Origin of the sequence: Rouxiella sp. WC2420 (assembly GCF_041200025.1) — a bacterium.
GTDB lineage: Bacteria > Pseudomonadota > Gammaproteobacteria > Enterobacterales > Enterobacteriaceae > Rouxiella.
Genome location: NZ_CP165628.1, coordinates 3696303 through 3713729 on the forward strand (window position 1 = coordinate 3696303; position 17427 = coordinate 3713729).

Annotated in this window: 16 protein-coding genes; 9 read left to right on the top strand and 7 right to left on the bottom strand. The window is 49.4% G+C overall.

The genetic code is table 11. The features are described from left to right. Window positions 1-5: 5 nt before the first annotated feature. Both AB3G37_RS17235 and AB3G37_RS17240 read left to right on the top strand, forming a co-directional pair. Window positions 6-665: a DUF2057 family protein gene (locus AB3G37_RS17235; protein WP_369788593.1), complete on the top strand. Its 660-nt coding sequence runs from the start codon at window positions 6-8 to the stop codon at window positions 663-665. 113 nt (window positions 666-778) lie between these two features. After that, complete coding sequence (locus AB3G37_RS17240; protein WP_009636593.1) at window positions 779-1237, top strand: methylglyoxal synthase; 459 nt, start codon at window positions 779-781, stop codon at window positions 1235-1237. A 48-nt stretch (window positions 1238-1285) separates the two neighbouring features. Here AB3G37_RS17240 and helD read toward each other — a convergent pair whose 3' ends face one another. Further along, a complete protein-coding gene (gene helD, locus AB3G37_RS17245) occupies window positions 1286-3340 on the bottom strand; it encodes a DNA helicase IV (RefSeq protein WP_369788594.1) in 2055 nt (684 codons plus the stop codon). A gap of 159 nt (window positions 3341-3499) precedes the next feature. Here helD and AB3G37_RS17250 point away from each other — a divergent pair, with 159 nt between their 5' ends. Both AB3G37_RS17250 and yccS read left to right on the top strand, forming a co-directional pair. After that, the gene (locus AB3G37_RS17250) at window positions 3500-3961 is read left to right on the top strand and encodes a YccF domain-containing protein (protein WP_369788595.1); all 462 of its coding nucleotides are present in this window, start codon (window positions 3500-3502) and stop codon (window positions 3959-3961) included. A gap of 32 nt (window positions 3962-3993) precedes the next feature. After that, window positions 3994-6144 (top strand): YccS family putative transporter, encoded by a 2151-nt coding sequence (yccS, locus tag AB3G37_RS17255; RefSeq protein WP_369788596.1) that lies wholly within the window; start codon window positions 3994-3996, stop codon window positions 6142-6144. A gap of 47 nt (window positions 6145-6191) precedes the next feature. On the opposite strand, the gene AB3G37_RS17260 is transcribed toward yccS, so the two are convergent. After that, on the bottom strand, window positions 6192-6809 hold the full coding sequence (locus AB3G37_RS17260; protein ID WP_009636597.1) for a TfoX/Sxy family DNA transformation protein: 618 nt from the start codon (window positions 6807-6809) through the stop codon (window positions 6192-6194). A 219-nt stretch (window positions 6810-7028) separates the two neighbouring features. Here AB3G37_RS17260 and sulA point away from each other — a divergent pair, with 219 nt between their 5' ends. Next, on the top strand, window positions 7029-7535 hold the full coding sequence (gene sulA, locus AB3G37_RS17265; RefSeq protein ID WP_037378119.1) for an SOS-induced cell division inhibitor SulA: 507 nt from the start codon (window positions 7029-7031) through the stop codon (window positions 7533-7535). Between the two features lie 357 nt (window positions 7536-7892). Further along, a complete protein-coding gene (gene ompA, locus AB3G37_RS17270) occupies window positions 7893-8966 on the top strand; it encodes a porin OmpA (RefSeq protein WP_009636599.1) in 1074 nt (357 codons plus the stop codon). Between the two features lie 107 nt (window positions 8967-9073). Here the strand turns inward: ompA and matP are convergent, their stop codons facing one another. Then, the gene (gene matP, locus AB3G37_RS17275) at window positions 9074-9538 is read right to left on the bottom strand and encodes a macrodomain Ter protein MatP (RefSeq protein ID WP_369788597.1); all 465 of its coding nucleotides are present in this window, start codon (window positions 9536-9538) and stop codon (window positions 9074-9076) included. A 221-nt stretch (window positions 9539-9759) separates the two neighbouring features. Between matP and AB3G37_RS17280 the strand changes: the two genes are divergently transcribed. The 3 genes from AB3G37_RS17280 (at window position 9760) to AB3G37_RS17290 (ending at window position 13387) form a co-directional block, all read left to right on the top strand. After that, a complete protein-coding gene (locus AB3G37_RS17280; protein WP_369788598.1) occupies window positions 9760-11523 on the top strand; it encodes an AAA family ATPase in 1764 nt (587 codons plus the stop codon). A gap of 68 nt (window positions 11524-11591) precedes the next feature. Beyond that, on the top strand, window positions 11592-12110 hold the full coding sequence (gene fabA / locus AB3G37_RS17285) for a bifunctional 3-hydroxydecanoyl-ACP dehydratase/trans-2-decenoyl-ACP isomerase (protein ID WP_369788599.1): 519 nt from the start codon (window positions 11592-11594) through the stop codon (window positions 12108-12110). Between the two features lie 362 nt (window positions 12111-12472). Then, a complete protein-coding gene (locus AB3G37_RS17290; RefSeq protein ID WP_369788600.1) occupies window positions 12473-13387 on the top strand; it encodes a beta-1,6-N-acetylglucosaminyltransferase in 915 nt (304 codons plus the stop codon). Between the two features lie 91 nt (window positions 13388-13478). Here the strand turns inward: AB3G37_RS17290 and rmf are convergent, their stop codons facing one another. The 4 genes from rmf to pqiA form a co-directional block, all read right to left on the bottom strand. Then, window positions 13479-13646: a ribosome modulation factor gene (rmf, locus tag AB3G37_RS17295; protein ID WP_009636604.1), complete on the bottom strand. Its 168-nt coding sequence runs from the start codon at window positions 13644-13646 to the stop codon at window positions 13479-13481. A gap of 259 nt (window positions 13647-13905) precedes the next feature. Further along, complete coding sequence (pqiC, locus tag AB3G37_RS17300; protein WP_369788601.1) at window positions 13906-14487, bottom strand: membrane integrity-associated transporter subunit PqiC; 582 nt, start codon at window positions 14485-14487, stop codon at window positions 13906-13908. Further along, on the bottom strand, window positions 14487-16148 hold the full coding sequence (pqiB, locus tag AB3G37_RS17305; protein ID WP_369788602.1) for an intermembrane transport protein PqiB: 1662 nt from the start codon (window positions 16146-16148) through the stop codon (window positions 14487-14489). The genes pqiC and pqiB overlap by 1 nt, the downstream gene beginning before the upstream one ends. Next, entirely contained in the window at window positions 16135-17400 is a 1266-nt protein-coding gene (gene pqiA, locus AB3G37_RS17310) for a membrane integrity-associated transporter subunit PqiA (RefSeq protein ID WP_369788603.1), read from the bottom strand. The genes pqiB and pqiA overlap by 14 nt, the downstream gene beginning before the upstream one ends. Window positions 17401-17427: the final 27 nt, after the last annotated feature.

Consider the following 17427-nt stretch of genomic DNA (forward strand, 5'->3'; position numbering starts at 1 on the left):
AGATAATGATGAAGCTTGGTTTTATGGTTGCCGGTATTTTACTGGCCAACCTGAGTGCGCCTGCTTACGCCTTAAGCCTCAAACTTTCACCAGAAATTGATCTACTGGTTGTCGACGGCAAACAGGTTTCTGGGCCAATACTAAAAGGTGCTGACAGCCTCGAACTCGACGCCGGTCAACATCAACTGCTGTTTCAAATCAGCAAAAATATGCATCTTGGCGCTGCTCCCCAAACTATTTATCACTCCCCGCCGATTATCGTGGCCTTTAATGCACAAAATCTTCATGCGGTTAGCATCAGTCTGCCGCCGTTAACTACCGAGCAGGAAGGGCGTGATTTCAGCCAAAAGATGAATATTGCTCTGCTGGATGAAAAAGGTAATCAGATTAGTTACCGACAGGATCGGCTGTTACAGATTAAAGACGCCAATCCTGCCAACCTGGAAGCAGCCATGACCCAATATAATTTGTCCGGTCATCCGGCTTCGATTCCGGCTTTTGCACTGACTAAAAAGAGCGCCATGACCTTAAACGCCAGCCGTACTGAGAATAATTCAGCATTACATGCCGAAAATGTTACCGCTTCGGTATCTTTCTCTTTATGGTCGATGCTGCGGCACACCCCGCGTATCGACAGTACAATAGGTGAATTTTCTGCTCATTAATCTGATACTTGTCACGATTGCCACTTTGCTTACCCTATTTAGCCGCTAATTGCTTCCCAGAAAAACCGAGTTTAAGTAATCTATTCCCCATACTCCCTCTTAAGGCCAGACTGATGGAATACACCACTCGTACGATTACAAAACAGAAACATATTGCCCTCGTTGCTCACGATCACTGTAAAAGCAACTTGCTGAGCTGGGTCGATGCCAACAAGGCTCAGTTAAGTGAACACGTGTTGTATGCCACCGGGACTACGGGGAATCTGGTGCAGAAAAATACCGGATTGCCGGTGAAAAGCATGCTTAGCGGCCCAATGGGGGGTGACCAGCAGGTGGGTGCTTTAATTTCTGAAGGGAAAATTGATGTATTGATTTTCTTCTGGGACCCGCTGAATGCGGTGCCGCATGACCCAGATGTCAAAGCGCTGCTGCGACTGGCTACGGTATGGAATATTCCGGTCGCCAACAACCGCTCGACTGCAGATTTCCTAATCCAATCCCCACTGTTCGAGCAAAAAGTTGAAATCAGCATTCCTGATTATCAGCGTTATTTGCAAGATCGCCTGAAATAAGGCATTAAAATTGCGCGTCGTCAGCAAGCCTGCCGATGACGCATGATTTTATGGTTTACGCTGTGTCGGCACGCCCAGCGCTTCCAGTTGCTCGACAAACACCGAAGGTCGCGATTTGTCCTGCATTAGCCAGACCTGATGTTTGGCGCGGGTGATGGCAACGTATAACAAACGGCGCTCTTCTGCATCTGCAAAATCTTCTGGTTCTGGCAGCAACACTTGCTCCATCACCGACTCGCGCGCCGCCGCCGGGAAGCCATCATTGCCTTCGTGCAGTCCGACAATAATGACATACTCCGCCTGCTGACCTTTGCTGGCGTGGATAGTCATAAAATCAAGGTTGAGTTTCGGCCAGCGCGTCGCGGCTTTTTGCAGCACCTCAGGGCGCAAATGATGGTAGCGACCCAGGATTAGAATCTGGTCATCATCTTCGGCAAAGCCGCTGAGTTTATCGAGCAGTTTCTCAAGCTGATCCTCAGGCAAGATCACCACGTTTTTCTTGTTGCCCTTAGTCAAACTGTTCAACGGCTTCTTAAGTTGATGCGGATTTTGCAGGACAAAGCGATTGGCGATTTCACCGATGCGATCGTTAAAGCGATAGGTGGTATCCAACGCGCACTGTGCACCTTCGCCGAAATGATGAGCAAAAGCGGTGGTCAGTTGTAACTCGGCACCGCTGAAACGATAAATTGCCTGCCAGTCATCACCCACGGCAAACAAATTTGTTTGGCTATTTTGCTTGCGTAAAGCCGAAAGTAATTGCGCGCGCTGCGGGGAAATATCCTGGAATTCATCGACCAGAATATGTTTCCATGGGCTGACAAAACGGCCTTTTTCAAGAATATTGACAGCCTGATGGATAAGACCGGAGAAATCGACCGCATCCTCTTCTTTGAGTTTGGCTTTCCACGCTTTCAATAAAGGCCCCATCAGGCGAATACGTTTCTGGAAAAGTTCGCGGACTTCTTCAGAAGCCTGCTCAATCATCTCAGCCTGACTGCCGCCGTGGCTGCGCATTAATCCGAGCCAGCGCTCGAGACGACTGCCCAAACGCTCGGCCAACGCCTTGTTTTTCCAGTAATCGCCTTCAGGAACTTCCCATTCCAGCTCTTCAGTCAGCCACTGACGCCAACCGCTGGCCTGAGCCTTTTTCTCGGCGCACTGTTGTTGCCAGGTTTTAACCAGCAGGCTACGGCGAGCTTTGCTGTCCGTTTCCAGCTTGCTGATTTTCGGTGATTTCTTGCTGCCTTCCTGAATAATATGCAGCGCCAGAGCATGAAATGTCTTGGCTTTAATACCGTCGATCTTCAGGCGTTCTTTAATACGGGTGTTCATTTCGTCAGCGGCCTGACGTCCAAACGCCAGCAGCAAAATCTGCTCTGGCAGTGCCTCTTGACGCAGTAACAGCCAGCCAGCGCGCGCCACCAGCACCGATGTTTTACCGCTGCCTGCCCCCGCCAGCACCAAGACGGCATCTTCACCGTTAACCACGGCGCGACACTGGCTGTCATTGAGCGGACTCGTTTCGACGTTATCGAAAAAATCCCGGTTCTGGCTGATAACCTGCTCGGTCCATGCCTGATTACGCTCCATCACGCTTTGCGATCCCTGCTTTAACCACCGCAAACAGGTTTCATAATCGTCGTGGCAGTTATCGAACTCGACCAATCGCTCAACCGGCACAGGGATCGCCTCAAACGCCTGCTGGATTTGCTTTTGCACTTCCGCCAGCCGTGAGCGTTTAAACCAGCTGTCTTGCTGCTCAATGCGGGTGATATTTTCGATTTGCTTTTGCAAAACCCCGGCACTGACCTCGCTCATTTCGAGACTCCAGCTCTGCCAGGCTTTCATTAAATAGTGATAAAATTGTTGAGTTTCCTGCCATTCGGTGCCGTGCAGGCGCACCACTTTGGCCTCCGGCAGCTCAAACTCCAGCTCGCCCCAGACAATGCCGCGCTTACAGCGAATATTGAGCAGCTGATTGAAAGGGATTAAATAGTTGTGTTTATCGCCACTGACCTCGACCCCCGCGTTCAGAAGCCGCACCCGGTTGTAAGGATGCTGTGCCAGATGCTTGCCAAATGATGTCGATTTCAGTTCCATGTTTATGCGCCATGATTTTTAATTTATGAGCGAGTCCCAAAACAGTTTACCTGTGATAGGCGGTGGCGCTCCAGCACCAAAAACAGAGTAGAATACATAAGAGTAGGAAAAACGTAACGTAATGGCGTTGGACAGCTTAAATCAAAGACGGGACTTTTTATGCGTACTGTACTGAATATTCTAAATTTCGTTTTGGGTGGATTTTTTACCACTCTTGCCTGGCTATTCGCCACCGTTATCAGCATCGTGCTGATTTTTACCTTACCGCTGACTCGCTCCTGCTGGGAAATCACCCGCCTGTCATTTCTGCCTTTTGGCAATGAAGCGATTCATGTGGATGAGTTATATCCGGAAAAACGCAACGCCCTGCTCTCTGGCGGCGGAACTTTATTAAACATTTTCTGGCTGATTTTCTTTGGCTGGTGGCTGTGTCTTTCACACATCACCATCGGCATTGCGCAGTGTATCAGCATCATCGGCATTCCCGTTGGCATCGCAAACTTTAAAATCGCTGGCATCGCGCTATGGCCGGTTGGAAGACGCGTGGTTTCTGTCGAGCTGGCGAGACAGGCACGCGAAGCCAGCGCTGCGCGTTTAAGAAATAACGGACGTTTCCGCTGAGTTTCTAATTCACCTTGTTGCTGGAGTTTTCCGTGCTTTCTATCGCACCAGGTCTGCGGCGCTATGCTTACAACAGCAATTTGCTGTACAGCATTCGCATTTTTATTGCTCTTGCCGGGACCGTAGCCGGTCCCTGGCTCCTCTCACAGCCCAAGCTAACCATCCCGCTTACGCTGGGCCTCGTTGCCGCCGGTTTGAGTGACCTGGATGACAGGTTGGCGGGGCGGCTTCGTAACTTACTGATTACGTTGGTGTCGTTTTTTATCGCCTCGGTTTCCGTGGTTTTACTCTTTCCCTATCCCTGGTTGTTCGCCATCGGGCTAACCTTTTCAACCTGCGGCTTTATCCTACTCGGCGCGCTAGGGCAGCGTTATGCGACCATCGCATTTGGCGCACTTTTGATTGCCATTTACACCATGCTGGGGATCAATAACGTTTATCCTGTGTGGTACGAACAGTCGCTGCTACTGTTGATTGGCACCCTCTGGTATTACCTTCTGACGCTAACCGGTCACATTGTGTTTCCGATTCGCCCGTTACAGGACCATATTTCTCGCTGTTATCAGCAGTTGGCTGTTTATCTGGATGCGAAATCCATCATGTTTGATCCCGATCAGGATGGCAGCAACAACCAGCAGCTGGTCAATCTGGCGATGGCCAACAGCCAGTTGGTATCAACATTGAATGAAACCAAAACGGCGCTACAAAGTCGTTTAAAAGGGGATCGCGGCCAGAAGGGAACACGGCGCACGCTGCAGTACTATTTTGTCGCGCAGGATATACATGAGCGCGCCAGTTCAATCCACGTGCAGTATCAAAAGCTTAGCGAACAATTTCATCACACCGATATTTTGTTCCGCTTGCAGCGGTTGATGAGCATGCAATCTACCGCCTGTCAGCAACTGTCCCAATGCATTTTATATCGTCAAAAATATCAACATAATCCATTGTTTGAGAGGGCTTTTATAAGGCTTGGCGAGGCTATTGAGCGCCAGTCTGCCCTTGATCATGACAGCAGCCTGATCAAAGCGTTACGCCATCTGATTAAAAACCTGCGCGCCATCGATGCCAATCTATTGAACATGGAGTCTGAGCAGGCGCTTTCTGACGACCAGCCTGCAGGTCCAAAAACGTTTGCCGATGACCGAATAAGTGGATTTCAAGATATTTGGCTGCGTATTTCACGTCATCTGACACCGAAATCGGCTCTATTTCGCCACGCGGTGAGAATGTCGCTGGTGCTGCTGGTCGGCTACACGTTCATTCAGTTCAGCGGGCTTAATCATGGATACTGGATCCTGCTGACCAGCCTGTTCGTCTGCCAGCCAAACTATAGCGCTACTCGTCGGCGTCTGGCCCTGCGCGTAGTGGGTACGCTAGCCGGTGTGGCGCTGGGGATGCCAATCCTCTACTTCATCCCCTCTCTTGAGGGGCAAATGATCTTGATTGTACTCTGCGGGATGCTGTTCTTTACCTTTCGCAGCGTGCAATACGCGCAGGCCACCATGTTTATTACGCTGCTGGCGCTGCTATTGTTCAACCTCATGGGGCAAGGATTTGAGGTCGCTATCCCGCGCATCATCGACACCCTGCTAGGCTGCCTGATTGCCTGGTTGGCCGTCAGCTATGTTTGGCCGGACTGGCGATTCCGGCAGTTACCCGCGGTGGTCAACAAAACCTTTTACGCCAACTGTCGTTATTTGGATGCCATTCTGGTGCAATATCATCAGGGCAAAGATAATGGCCTGGATTATCGTATCGCCAGGCGCGACGCGCATAATTGCGACGCGGAGTTAGCGTCGGTGGTGTCGAATATGACGTCTGAGAAAGACAATAATCCGGACACGCTGGAATCGGCATTTCGCCTGCTTTGCCTCAATCACACCATGCTCAGCTATATCTCCACGCTGGGGGCTCATCGTGAAAAACTTGAGGATACTGAAACGCTAAAGCTGCTGGATGATGCAGCCAGCTATGTTGATGGAGCACTGCATAGCGAAGGCGCAGAAAAGGCCCATATCCATCAGTTGCGCAGTCAATTGTCAGAAAGGATCCAGGCTAAAACCACGGCTGCAGATACCAAAGAACAGCTGGTGCTACAGCAGCTTAGATTGTTGATTGAGCATCTGCCGGAAATGACCACGCTGGGTGTGAAAATCTCCACCGTCGAAAAAGTCGCATAAAATTAACGCATTAACCAGCAGGGAAAGTGTTTGCCTGCTGGTTATGCTTACACTTGGCCCTCCTGCCTTTGCAGATTGAACCAGTTGATGAGTTCATGGCGGGAGGCGTCAGGTAATACGGTCTGATGATACCCTAAAATCGCCCCTTCCAGCGCAAACAACATATTCAACCCCGCCTTCTTATTGATTAAAGTTAGCTTAACGTAGGTGTTGATTGCGCCTTGCGATCGCAGTTCATCGAAACTTTTCACCCCAACTTGCCAGAGCAGACGCTCCATCGACAGACTAATGTTGGGCAGATCTTTTAATCGTGCAGGATTGTTCTTTTTTTGCGCTTGCTCACTGTGCATCCCCGCAATTGAGTCATTGGCCAGCTCAATCAGACGCTGCGGCTGTTGCCACAGAGCTTCGTCAACCTGAAAATATCGCAGCGAGATTTCGATCCCTCTTTTGGGATAGATAAACTGCCGCATCGCAAGCTGCTTCATCATTGCTTCGTTTTCATGAGTCGCACGTAAATAAAGTTCCCCTTCGGCGACAAGAGCAAACATCGCGCCTCCCGATGACAGACTGTAACCACCAAACTGTGGCCTTGATTGGATCAATCCAAGTGGTATAAGCACTTTTATGGCCTGAGCCACCCTTGCTTTAGTTGCATTTAACATATTGATTTCCTTATCCATGGTAGCTATCAATGAGAAATTTATAAGTACATGAAACGCTAAAGGCAAAATACGCAAAGCGAGGGATGCCGCCAAATCTAAAATTCATTTACTGCCCATTGCATTAAAAAAATGCGAGACGTCTTGGAAAATTTAGGTTGATCTCTCGCCACAGCAGCAGTACTGTATATCCATACAGTTACTCACTAGTGGAACAATACTATGCGAACTCATCACCGTCATTACCCTCATTTAAGTCAGCATCCCCTTTCGGCAAGCGCTGCGCCGATGAGCCAGAATTCCAAGGCTAACAGTGGCTTACTCAGTGAGTTCGTCTATAGTGAAGATCAACCCGCGCTAGTTCAGTTGCTTTTACCTCTTTTACACCACCTCGGTGAGCAGTCTCGGTGGCTACTGTGGCTGACACCAACGCAAAAGCTTAGCCGTCGCTGGCTTGCTCAATCAGGTCTGCCGGTCAGTAAAATAGTGCAGGTAAGCCAATTACAGGGGATCGCATCCGTCGATGCCATGGAGCGCGCTTTATTGACCGGGAACTACAGCGTCGTGCTGGGATGGTTGCCAGAATTAAGTGACTCAGATCGCAAAAGATTGCAGATCGCGGCAGAGGTCGGAGGATCGTATGGTTTCATCATGAAGCCTCAAAACGACCCCTTTTCTGTCGCCGGACAACCCTCAGCAGTAAAAATTCACTCTTCCGTATACCATTAATTCAAATTAGGAGTAATCCTACGAAAAATGAGACCTTTTCAGTTTTTTGTGCTGAAAAGGCCTTTTAGCCCAGTAAATTCGGGTGTTTTTGAGCTTTTAAAACCCATAGTTTCGTCAACATTTTGTCTATGATGTTAAGAAATGTGTACATTTTCCTCTTTTTTTCCTGAGCGTTATCACATCAAGCTTGTAACTTTCCCGCCACGTTGTAGACTTTAGTTCGCCAAGGTTGCTCTTATAATGCTTACGATAAAGTAGCAAGTACCTAAGTGAAGCAATAACTTGGACGAAGGAATTTAACCAAGGGCTTAAAGCTTAAAGCTCAATTGCCTATTTGGATGATAACGAGGCGTAAAAATGAAAAAGACAGCTATCGCATTAGCAGTGGCACTGGCAGGTTTCGCGACCGTAGCGCAAGCCGCACCGCAAGATAACACCTGGTACACCGGTGGTAAACTGGGCTGGTCCCAGTATCACGACCATGGTATGTCAAACGCATACAAAGGCGTAGGCAATGGCCCAACTCGTGACAGCCAACTGGGTGCTGGTGCGTTTGTAGGTTACCAAGTGAACCCATACGTGGGCTTCGAACTGGGATATGACTGGCTTGGTCGTATGGCTTACAAGGGCAGCGTAAACAACGGCGCATTCAAAACTCAAGGTATTCAGTTGACCACCAAACTGAGCTACCCACTGACTGACGATCTGGATGTCTACACTCGTCTGGGTGCAATGGTTTGGCGTGCAGATTCTAAAGGCAACTTTGGCAACGGCACTCGCATCAGCGATAACGACACTGGTGTTTCTCCAGTGGCTGCAGCTGGTTTCGAATATGCAATCACCAAACAATGGGCTACCCGCCTGGAATACCAGTGGGTTAACAACATTGGTGATGCTGCTACTGTTGGCGCGCGTCCAGACAACGCTAACCTGTCTGTTGGTGTTTCTTACCGTTTCGGTCAGGAAGATGCAGCAGCTCCAGTTGTTGCTCCGGCACCAGCACCAGCTCCAGTTGTACAGACTCACAAGTTCACTCTGAAATCTGACGTTCTGTTCACCTTCGGCAAATCAACTCTGAAACCAGAAGGCCGTCAGGCTCTGGATCAGCTGTACACCCAATTGAGCTCACTGGATCCGAAAGACGGTTCAGTAGTAGTTCTGGGTTACACTGACCCAGTCGGTTCAGAAGCATCTAACCAGAAACTGTCTGAGCAACGTGCTCAATCAGTAGTGGATTACCTGGTATCTAAAGGTATCCCTTCTAACAAGATCTCTGCACGTGGTGAAGGCGAACGTAACCAGATCACTGGTAACCTCGGTTACAAATCTGGTCGTGCAACTAAAGCTCAGATCGCTGGCTTTGCACCAAACCGTCGCGTAGAAATTGAAGTTAAAGGCATCAAAGACGTTGTTACTCAGCCACAGGCTTAAGTAATAGCGCTATCTTTTGATAGCTCTGAATTAAAAAACCCCGCATTGCGGGGTTTTTTTTATGCCTTAGCTTTAGCTGAATCAGGCACGTGGCCCGAATGCCCTGTTTAACCTTGGCTTTCTTTATTATCGAGGATCTGTAAAAGATCATGCTTGAGAGATGACATTTGTGTCGCGTACTTCTCTTTACGTTCCGCATCTTCCAACAGCTGAATGATAGTATCAGAAAGCGTTGATCCTCGACGCTGTGCCAACGCGGCAAGTCGCTGCCAAACCAGAAACTCTAAATCGATAGATTTTTTACGAGTGTGCTGATGCTCTGAATTGAAATGGCGCTTACGGCGCGCACGGATAGTCTGCTTTAGGCGATTCTCTAAAGCCTTACTCATGTGATTGTTGATCCAATCAAGCACTTTTACCGGTTCATTTTCGAGTCGAAGGAGTTGATCCACGGCTTCCTGCGCCGCACTGTTCTCGATATGTCGGGTGATCCTTTCACCTTCGCGGTGTTTTTTGACCAGATACTTCCATTTCCAACCGCTCTCAAGATTTTCCAGTTGCTGATATTTCATCGCAAGCTCTTCTGTGACCCCGTAACGTTGATAAGCATAGCAGCTTTATGTCACTTTTTACTCTAAATATGTCACGACATCCAGAGGAACCAAGTGGTTATTTTTCAGCCATAAGCGACAGAATGTCACATCTGCATGACCTTTGCGTGACTCTCGTGGTATGCAGCAGAACTTATTCTTGTATAATCGCCCTTTCCCTTTTGAAGACTACAGCTAACACATTGACCAATAACCGACTTGATTGGCAGCTCTTACTGCCGGATTCTACGCCATACCAGACAATTTTTGCTACAGCCGATCAGCTGGAGCCGGTTGATTTCTCCGTGATCCAGCCACGTCTGGAAAATGGGCTTTCGCTGTTTTGTCATCCCAATTCGCGCACGCGTTTTATGACCGTTAAAGGTCAGGAAAGCCGAGACTACCTCTCACGTCTTGCCGACGCTGTAACCGAGATATTGCCAGAAGCCGATGAACTCGCAGGCAGCGAATACCAGATTGACGGACGCAAGATCCAGGTTAAGCCTGCACAGGATGCCAATGCACCTTTCGTCGGAACATCAGGCTGTCTTTATCAGGAATGGATTGAGCCAGAGCAGCTGTTCGGCTGTGTCCGCGTTTACAAGGACCAAGTTGAACTGCAACCCGGTTTAATTCATCAGGTTAATGGCGGTGTGCTGATCTTGTCGATTCGCTCGCTGCTGGCGCAACCGCTACTGTGGCTTCGCCTCAAGCAAATGATTACTCAGGAGAGCTATTACTGGGTTTCTCCCGATGAGTCTCGGCCTTTACCTGTCAGCATTCCCCCTATGCCGCTCGACGTCAAACTGATCCTGGTTGGCGATCGCGTTTCCCTTGGGGAACTTAATGACATGGAGCCAGAGCTGCTGGAATCCGCGTTTTATGGCGAATTTGAAGCCGACCTGCCACTGTCCGACACTGACGACATGGAAAAATGGTGCGCTTACGTCAATACGCTGGCAGATGAACTGGAAATACCTCGTCTTTCCGTAGACGCATGGCCTGAATTACTGAAGGCCGCCGTGCGATTTAGCAGCGATCAGGGCTGTTTGCCACTTTGTCCGTCATGGCTGTCTGCCCAACTGCTGGAAGCCGAGCTGTACAATGATGAACCTCAGCTGACAGCCAAAGCATTTGATGCCGCCATTTCTACCCGTGCGTGGCGTGAAAGCTACCTGCAAGAGCGTATGCAGGACGAAATCGAACTCGGACAGATCTTTATTGAGACCGACGGCGAAGTTATTGGCCAGATCAACGGCCTGTCAGTGCTTGAATATCCGGGTCATCCGCGCGCATTCGGCGAACCTTCGCGGATAAGCTGCGTGGTGCATACTGGTGACGGCGAATTCACTGACGTTGAGCGCAAAGCTGAACTGGGCGGCAATCTTCATGCTAAAGGCATGATGATTATGCAAGCCTTCCTGATTGCCGAACTCGAACTCGATCAGCCCCTGCCCTTCTCGGCATCGATCGTTTTTGAACAATCTTATGGTGAGGTTGACGGTGACAGCGCCTCGCTGGCAGAACTTTGTGCCTTGGTCAGCGCATTGGCGATGCAGCCAATTAATCAGCAAATTGCCGTTACTGGCTCAGTCGATCAGTTCGGTAACGTGCAGCCTATCGGCGGTGCCAACGAGAAAATCGAAGGGTTCTTCGAGGTCTGTCAGCGCCGTGGTTTGACCGGTAGGCAAGGGGTGATTATTCCTCTCGCCAACGTGCGTAATCTTTGTTTACATCAACAGGTTATCGATGCCGTGCGTGAAGGAACATTCCATCTTTGGGCGGTAGAAAATGCTGCAGATGCTCTCCCTATCTTGACTGGCTTACCTTATACTGTTTCGGAAGAAGAACAGGAAACCCCTAATCTATTGGGGCTAATTCAGGAAAGGATTGCGCTGGTTTCTGCATCAGAACGTCCGCGGTTCATATGGCCTCTTCGCTGGTTAAACTGGTTCAGTCGCAGCTGATCGGACTTGTTCAGCTTACAGGTGTTAGCTAACATGCGTGCTTCAATAAAATAAGGCTTAAAGAAGACATGGTAGAAAAACGCGATTCCTATACGAAAGTAGACTTGGAGGCCTCTGGCCGTAGCGAACTTTTCGGAGCAGGTGGACCACCATTGCCGTCAGGCAATATGCTGATGATGGATCGTATCGTCAAAATGGCCGTTGATGGTGGTAACTACGACAAAGGCTACGTTGAAGCCGAGTTAGATATCAATCCAGATCTTTGGTTCTTCAGTTGCCATTTTATTGGTGACCCTGTAATGCCAGGTTGCCTGGGCCTCGACGCTATGTGGCAGCTGGTAGGTTTCTACCTCGGCTGGCTGGGCGGCGAAGGCAAAGGCCGCGCACTGGGCGTAGGTGAAGTTAAATTCACTGGTCAGGTTCTGCCAACGGCAAAATTAGTGACTTACCGTCTGCACTTCAAACGCGTGATTAATCGTAAACTGATCATGGGTGTGGCAGATGGCGAAGTACTGGTTGATGGCGAGGTTATCTACACCGCTACCGATCTTAAAGTTGGGTTGTTTAAAGACACCGCTGCTTTCTAATACTTTTCGTCTCGATAAAAAGGCAGGCTCCTCACGGTTCCTGCCTTTTTTATTGCGCGCAACTGTCCTCTAAGCGTTTATCTCTGGCAATCCAACAGTGTTGCCACCTAACTGTGTTATAGTGACGCAGAAGCGTTGCTGTTTGTCTTGCACAATTCATTCCTTCCATCCTCATCAAGTCCGTCAATTCTTTACTTTTTTAGTGACATTTGCTGCCACCAGTCTTAATCGATTAAGACGGGGGGTTTTCATTTTATTTTTATCCTTATTTTGTTTGCCTGAGTCAGCTCACCGGCAGAGTTTGCGCTGCGTTGATTAAATATAAATGTAGACAAAAGAATGGCTCACCCAGGATTTTAATCATGATTGCCTATCTTTTGTTGGTTCACCGTTTTCCGAATCAGTTCAAACGCCTTTTCAAAGCTATCTATCACCTTGAAAATCATTATGTTATCCACATAGATAAACGCTCAGGTCCGGTATTACAGGAAGAAATTAAAGAATTCCTTAGCCACTTTCCCAATACGACTCTGCTGAAAAGTGAAAATGCAGTTTGGGGAGGTTACAGCCTGGTGGACGCAGAACTGCGCGGCATTAATAAGCTGCTGAAAATGAGTAATAAATGGAAGTTCTTTATCAATCTTAGCGGTCAGGATTTTCCGCTTAAATCGCAGGAATATATTCGCGAATACCTGTCAGCGCATCAGGGTAAAGAATTTCTGAAAGTGTTAGATCAGAAAAAAGTCAGGCCAGATACTCTGCACCGTATTCACAACTATGTTTATGAAAATGATAATGAAGTGGTTTGTGATCCGATTATTGAGCGCAAATTTATTCCCAACATCACGCCCTATATCGGTAATCAGTGGGTGATCCTCAGCCGTGAATTTTGCGAATTTGTTACCCATAGTCCCGAAATTAAAAAGTTTAAAGACTTTTATCGTAATACGCTGATCGCCGATGAAGGTTTTTTCCAGACGGTGATGATGAATACCAGCTTCAAGCCACAGTTGGTGAATGATGATATGCGAGCAATTGATTGGGTACCGATGGGAACAGTCAAACTGCGTCCGCGTGATTTTACTGCGAACGATGCCAATTTTCTGCTGACGAATCCGAACCTGTTTGCCCGAAAATTTGACAGTGAGGTCGATGGGGAAATTTTAGATATTCTGGAAGACAGTCTGCGGGAAAAAAGCTTATTGATAGATAACCCATCAGATGCCTCAAAGACAGCCAGAGCAATCAAAGAACAGGTTATGCAGGAAGAAATCTGATTCGGAAAACTAAAGAGAAGAGGTAAAACTCAGGCTCAAACAAAAAACCTCCGCCGCGGGCGGAGGTTATCCCTTTACTGTCAGGCGCAAGTTATGCGTTAACTGCCCTAACCTCCATGGCCTCTCGCCAACCTCCAAGCCAGTGTGACCTTTGGTCTAATGATTGGTAAGGACAAATTTCTTTCGAACGTCCTCCAATGCCGGCTTGGTATCCACGTGATTGTGCTCGTTCCAGGCGGTCGCGTTTTTGTCTCTTCATGCCTCGTGTCCCTCGTTATTCAGGTCAAGTGGAAAGAAAACAGTGGTGCGCATCTGCGTCCACATCTAACAAATAGCCTCGATCGTCGTGCAGGTCAATGCGCAAAATTCACGCCATTGTCACAATATTGGGCTATCTTTATAGATTGCGCGCTAGCTAATCGTGCAAGCCAGAGCCTCATCCACCTGATCACCATAAAAAAATCCCGACCTCTCCAAGCGGAGAAATCGGGATTTTTTATCGAACCAATAAAAATAATTTATCTTATTTGTGCAGCAATGCTGTTGGCTTCTTGCTGCCATCCGCTAGCCAAAGTTCTGACCAGTGCATCGTAGCCATCCTTTTGCTGCTTCAATTCGATATTAAAGTTGTGCTGAGTGACCTGGCCATCGCGCGTGAGCGTCCACGTACCGCTTATCAGCGCCCTGCCATCATAACGGCCGTGGAAGCCCGTCACGTTGACCGCAAGCTGCTCCTGCTTGCCGTCACTGGCCTGCTGACCCGAAATAACCCAGCCTGGCAGACTGCGCCCCAGATAGGTTTGCAAAGTCTGTTGCAACTGCTGGTCCAGCGGACTGGCCCACAGATTATTGGCCGCCATCACGTATTGCACATCATTGGTCTGGTAAACCAGTCCCGAAGTGCCGAGGAAATCAGCCACGCTAACCTGCGAAATCCACAGTTTTGGCTGTTCAACGGTCGGTGTTAATCCGCCGCCCGTGCTCACCACCGCTGTCGGAGCTGAACTATTGACAGTCGGTAACTGGTAATAGGTTTTCTTGCCATCGCTGCTACAGGCAGCCAGAAACAACGCTAAGACGACAGGTATCCATTTCATCATTATTTGGCCTTCTTCGGCTGAGGATCATCTTGCCCTGGGGCGGCGAATACCAACGCATTACTCTTATGATTCAGAGTCTTAAGCACCGGTTGCAGTTCACGCAAAGTTTCATCCAGGCGCTGCATATCTCCAACCATCTTGATATAGGCCGGTGAACCAGGCTGGAAGCCTTGCATGCTGCGATTGAGCTGCAACAGCGTTTTCTGCATATCCTGTGGCAGATTTTTCATCTCTTTGCTCGCCACAATAGCGTTGAGCGAATCGATGGTTTTCTGCGTCGACTGAAGCGTTTTCTGACTTTGCGCCAGCGTCTTCGTCGCTTCGGTAATCATAGGATTCAATGGCAAGCCGTTGATTTTATCCAATGTTGCCATCAGTTTTTGTTGAATCTGCGCCAATCCGCCGCTAACCGTTGGCAACAGTGCCTGGCCATCAAGGGCATACGGACCTTTCCACGGTTTAGCATTCGGATAGAAGTCCAAATCAACATACAGCGAACCGGTCAACAGGTTGGCCGATTTCAGCGAAGCGCGTAAGCCGTGCTTCAGCGCGTCCTGCAAACGTTCATCCATATTAAAATCTTTACCCAACAGCTTGTTGAAGCGTTCAGGCTCGATACGGATTAACACCGGGATACGATAATCGCTGTCGATTTGATTCTGCATGCCGAATTTCTGATACGGAACTTGTCCGACAGTACCCAATCGAATGCCGCGGAACTCAACAGGCGCACCAGGTTGCAGGCCACGCACGGAATCGCTGAAGAACAGCACATAATCGGTGTGATTGGTATACAGAGAATCCTGAATGCTGCGCTGATCGTTAAACAATGCATAGGTTGCACTGCTATCAACTTTAGCGCCGCGCTCCCAGCCGTCTGGCACGTCGAAGCTGACACCGCCGGTAAACAGCGTGGTCAACGAGCCCATCTCGACACGAATACCTGACGATGACATATCAAAGTTAACGCCGCTGTCTTTCCAGAATCGGACATTGGTCGTCACCAGACTGTCGTAAGGCGCACGAATGAAAATTTGGTAACGAAGCTGACGCGAAGCGGGATCAAAGTGGCTGGTTTCCACTGTACCCACCTGGAAACCTCGGAACAGCACGGGATCGCCCGGATTGAGCTGACCGGCACGATCGCTGGTCAACACTACGCGAATACCCTGCGCATCCGGGGAGGCCAGCGGCGGAGAATCGAGTAATTTATACTGTTCTTTCTCATCGCCCTTTGAGCCGGGTTGCAGCTGGATATAAGCGCCCGACAGCAGCGTGCCAAGACCCGAGATCCCTTCGCGGCCTATTTGCGGCTTGACCACCCAGAACACAGAATCGTTCTTGAGCATTTTTTCCATGCCAGAATCAAGACGCGCCTTGAGGATGACATGCTGCAAGTCATCACTTAAGGTCACGCTTTCAACCTGCCCGACGTTCACATTACGGGTTTTGATTGCCGTTTTACCCGCGTCAATGCCGTCGGCGGAGGTGGTAATAAGCGTCACTTCCGGGCCCTGATGACTGAAGTGATAGAACAGGATCCACGCGCCTATCAGCGCGGTGAGTACCGGAATGATCCACACGGGCGACCAGCGTTTGATCTTGCCGACCTCAGCGATCCCGGCGTTGTTTTCCTCGTGAGTAGGCTTATTTTCCGCCATCGAGTTGCTCCTTGGTTTCAAAGATTCCTGAGCGATCCCAAATCAGACGGGGATCGAATGTACTTGCGGCGAACATCGTGAGGATCACGACCAGTGCAAAGAGCAACGCGCCGATATCCGGATAAATACTCATTAATTGCCCCATTCTGACCAGTGCCGACAGCACCGCGATTACAAAAACGTCGATCATTGACCAGCGCCCGACAAACTCAACCACCTCATAGACAACGTGCAGTCTTTCACGGTCAACTTTCTTACGCCCATTGGCGTCCCAGCAAAGCCAGGCAATAGCCAGCATTTTTAGCGAAGGGACCATGATACTGGCGATAAAAATCACCATCGCTATCGGATAAGATCCCTCACTCCACAGCAACACCACGCCCGCCATAATAGTCGAGGTTATCTTGGTGCCGAGGAACTGGGTGATCATTATCGGCATTAAATTTGCCGGGATATACAGCATCATGGAAGTGATCAGCAGCGCCATGGTCCACTGCAGGCTGTGCTTTTTACGGGCATAGCCTTTGCTAAAGCAGCGCGGACAGGTTTGCTGGCTGACCGGCAAAATCGCCATACAGCAGGCGCAAGAACGCAATCCCTGAGAAAGCCCGCTTTGGCCGACGCGCAAAGGCTGGGCAATCACCGGTGCCGGTACCGCCTGGTTCCATAGCCAGAAGCGATCCGTGCATTGAAACGCGCGCACTTGTAACAGGCAGAATAAGACATAAGGAATGAAGCTGGTGCCAATCCCGACCTCGCCATAGGCAATCAGTTTCACAAAGCTGACCAGCACGCCGGCCAGGAAAATTTCGACCATGCACCAGGCTTTAAGGTGGAACAACACCCAGGCGATGCGGATTTTCCATTTTCTGGGCAACGTAACGCCGCCGCAAAGGATGATGATCGACACCATGCAGAATGCCGGGATAAGTTGCACCACGATCATAAACAGTGAAGCAATGCTGGAATAGTCATCACTGACCAGCACCTGAGGGATTTTAATCAGGGTAATCTGGCTAGTCAGACCCTTGACATTCATGTTCACGAACGGGAACAGGTTAGCCAACAGCAGCATAAACAGCGAGCTTATGGCGTAACCCACCGGGCGTTTGCGCGGTTCCTGCCAGCGAGTGGTAAGCGTTGATTTACAACGAGGACAGTTAGCCTTCTGGCCGTATTGTAAAGTGGGCAGAGTAACGAGCAGATCGCACTGGGGGCACAAGATGTGCGGGTCATTAGAGTGTGAACACACATTCAACTCCTCAATGGCGAAACACGG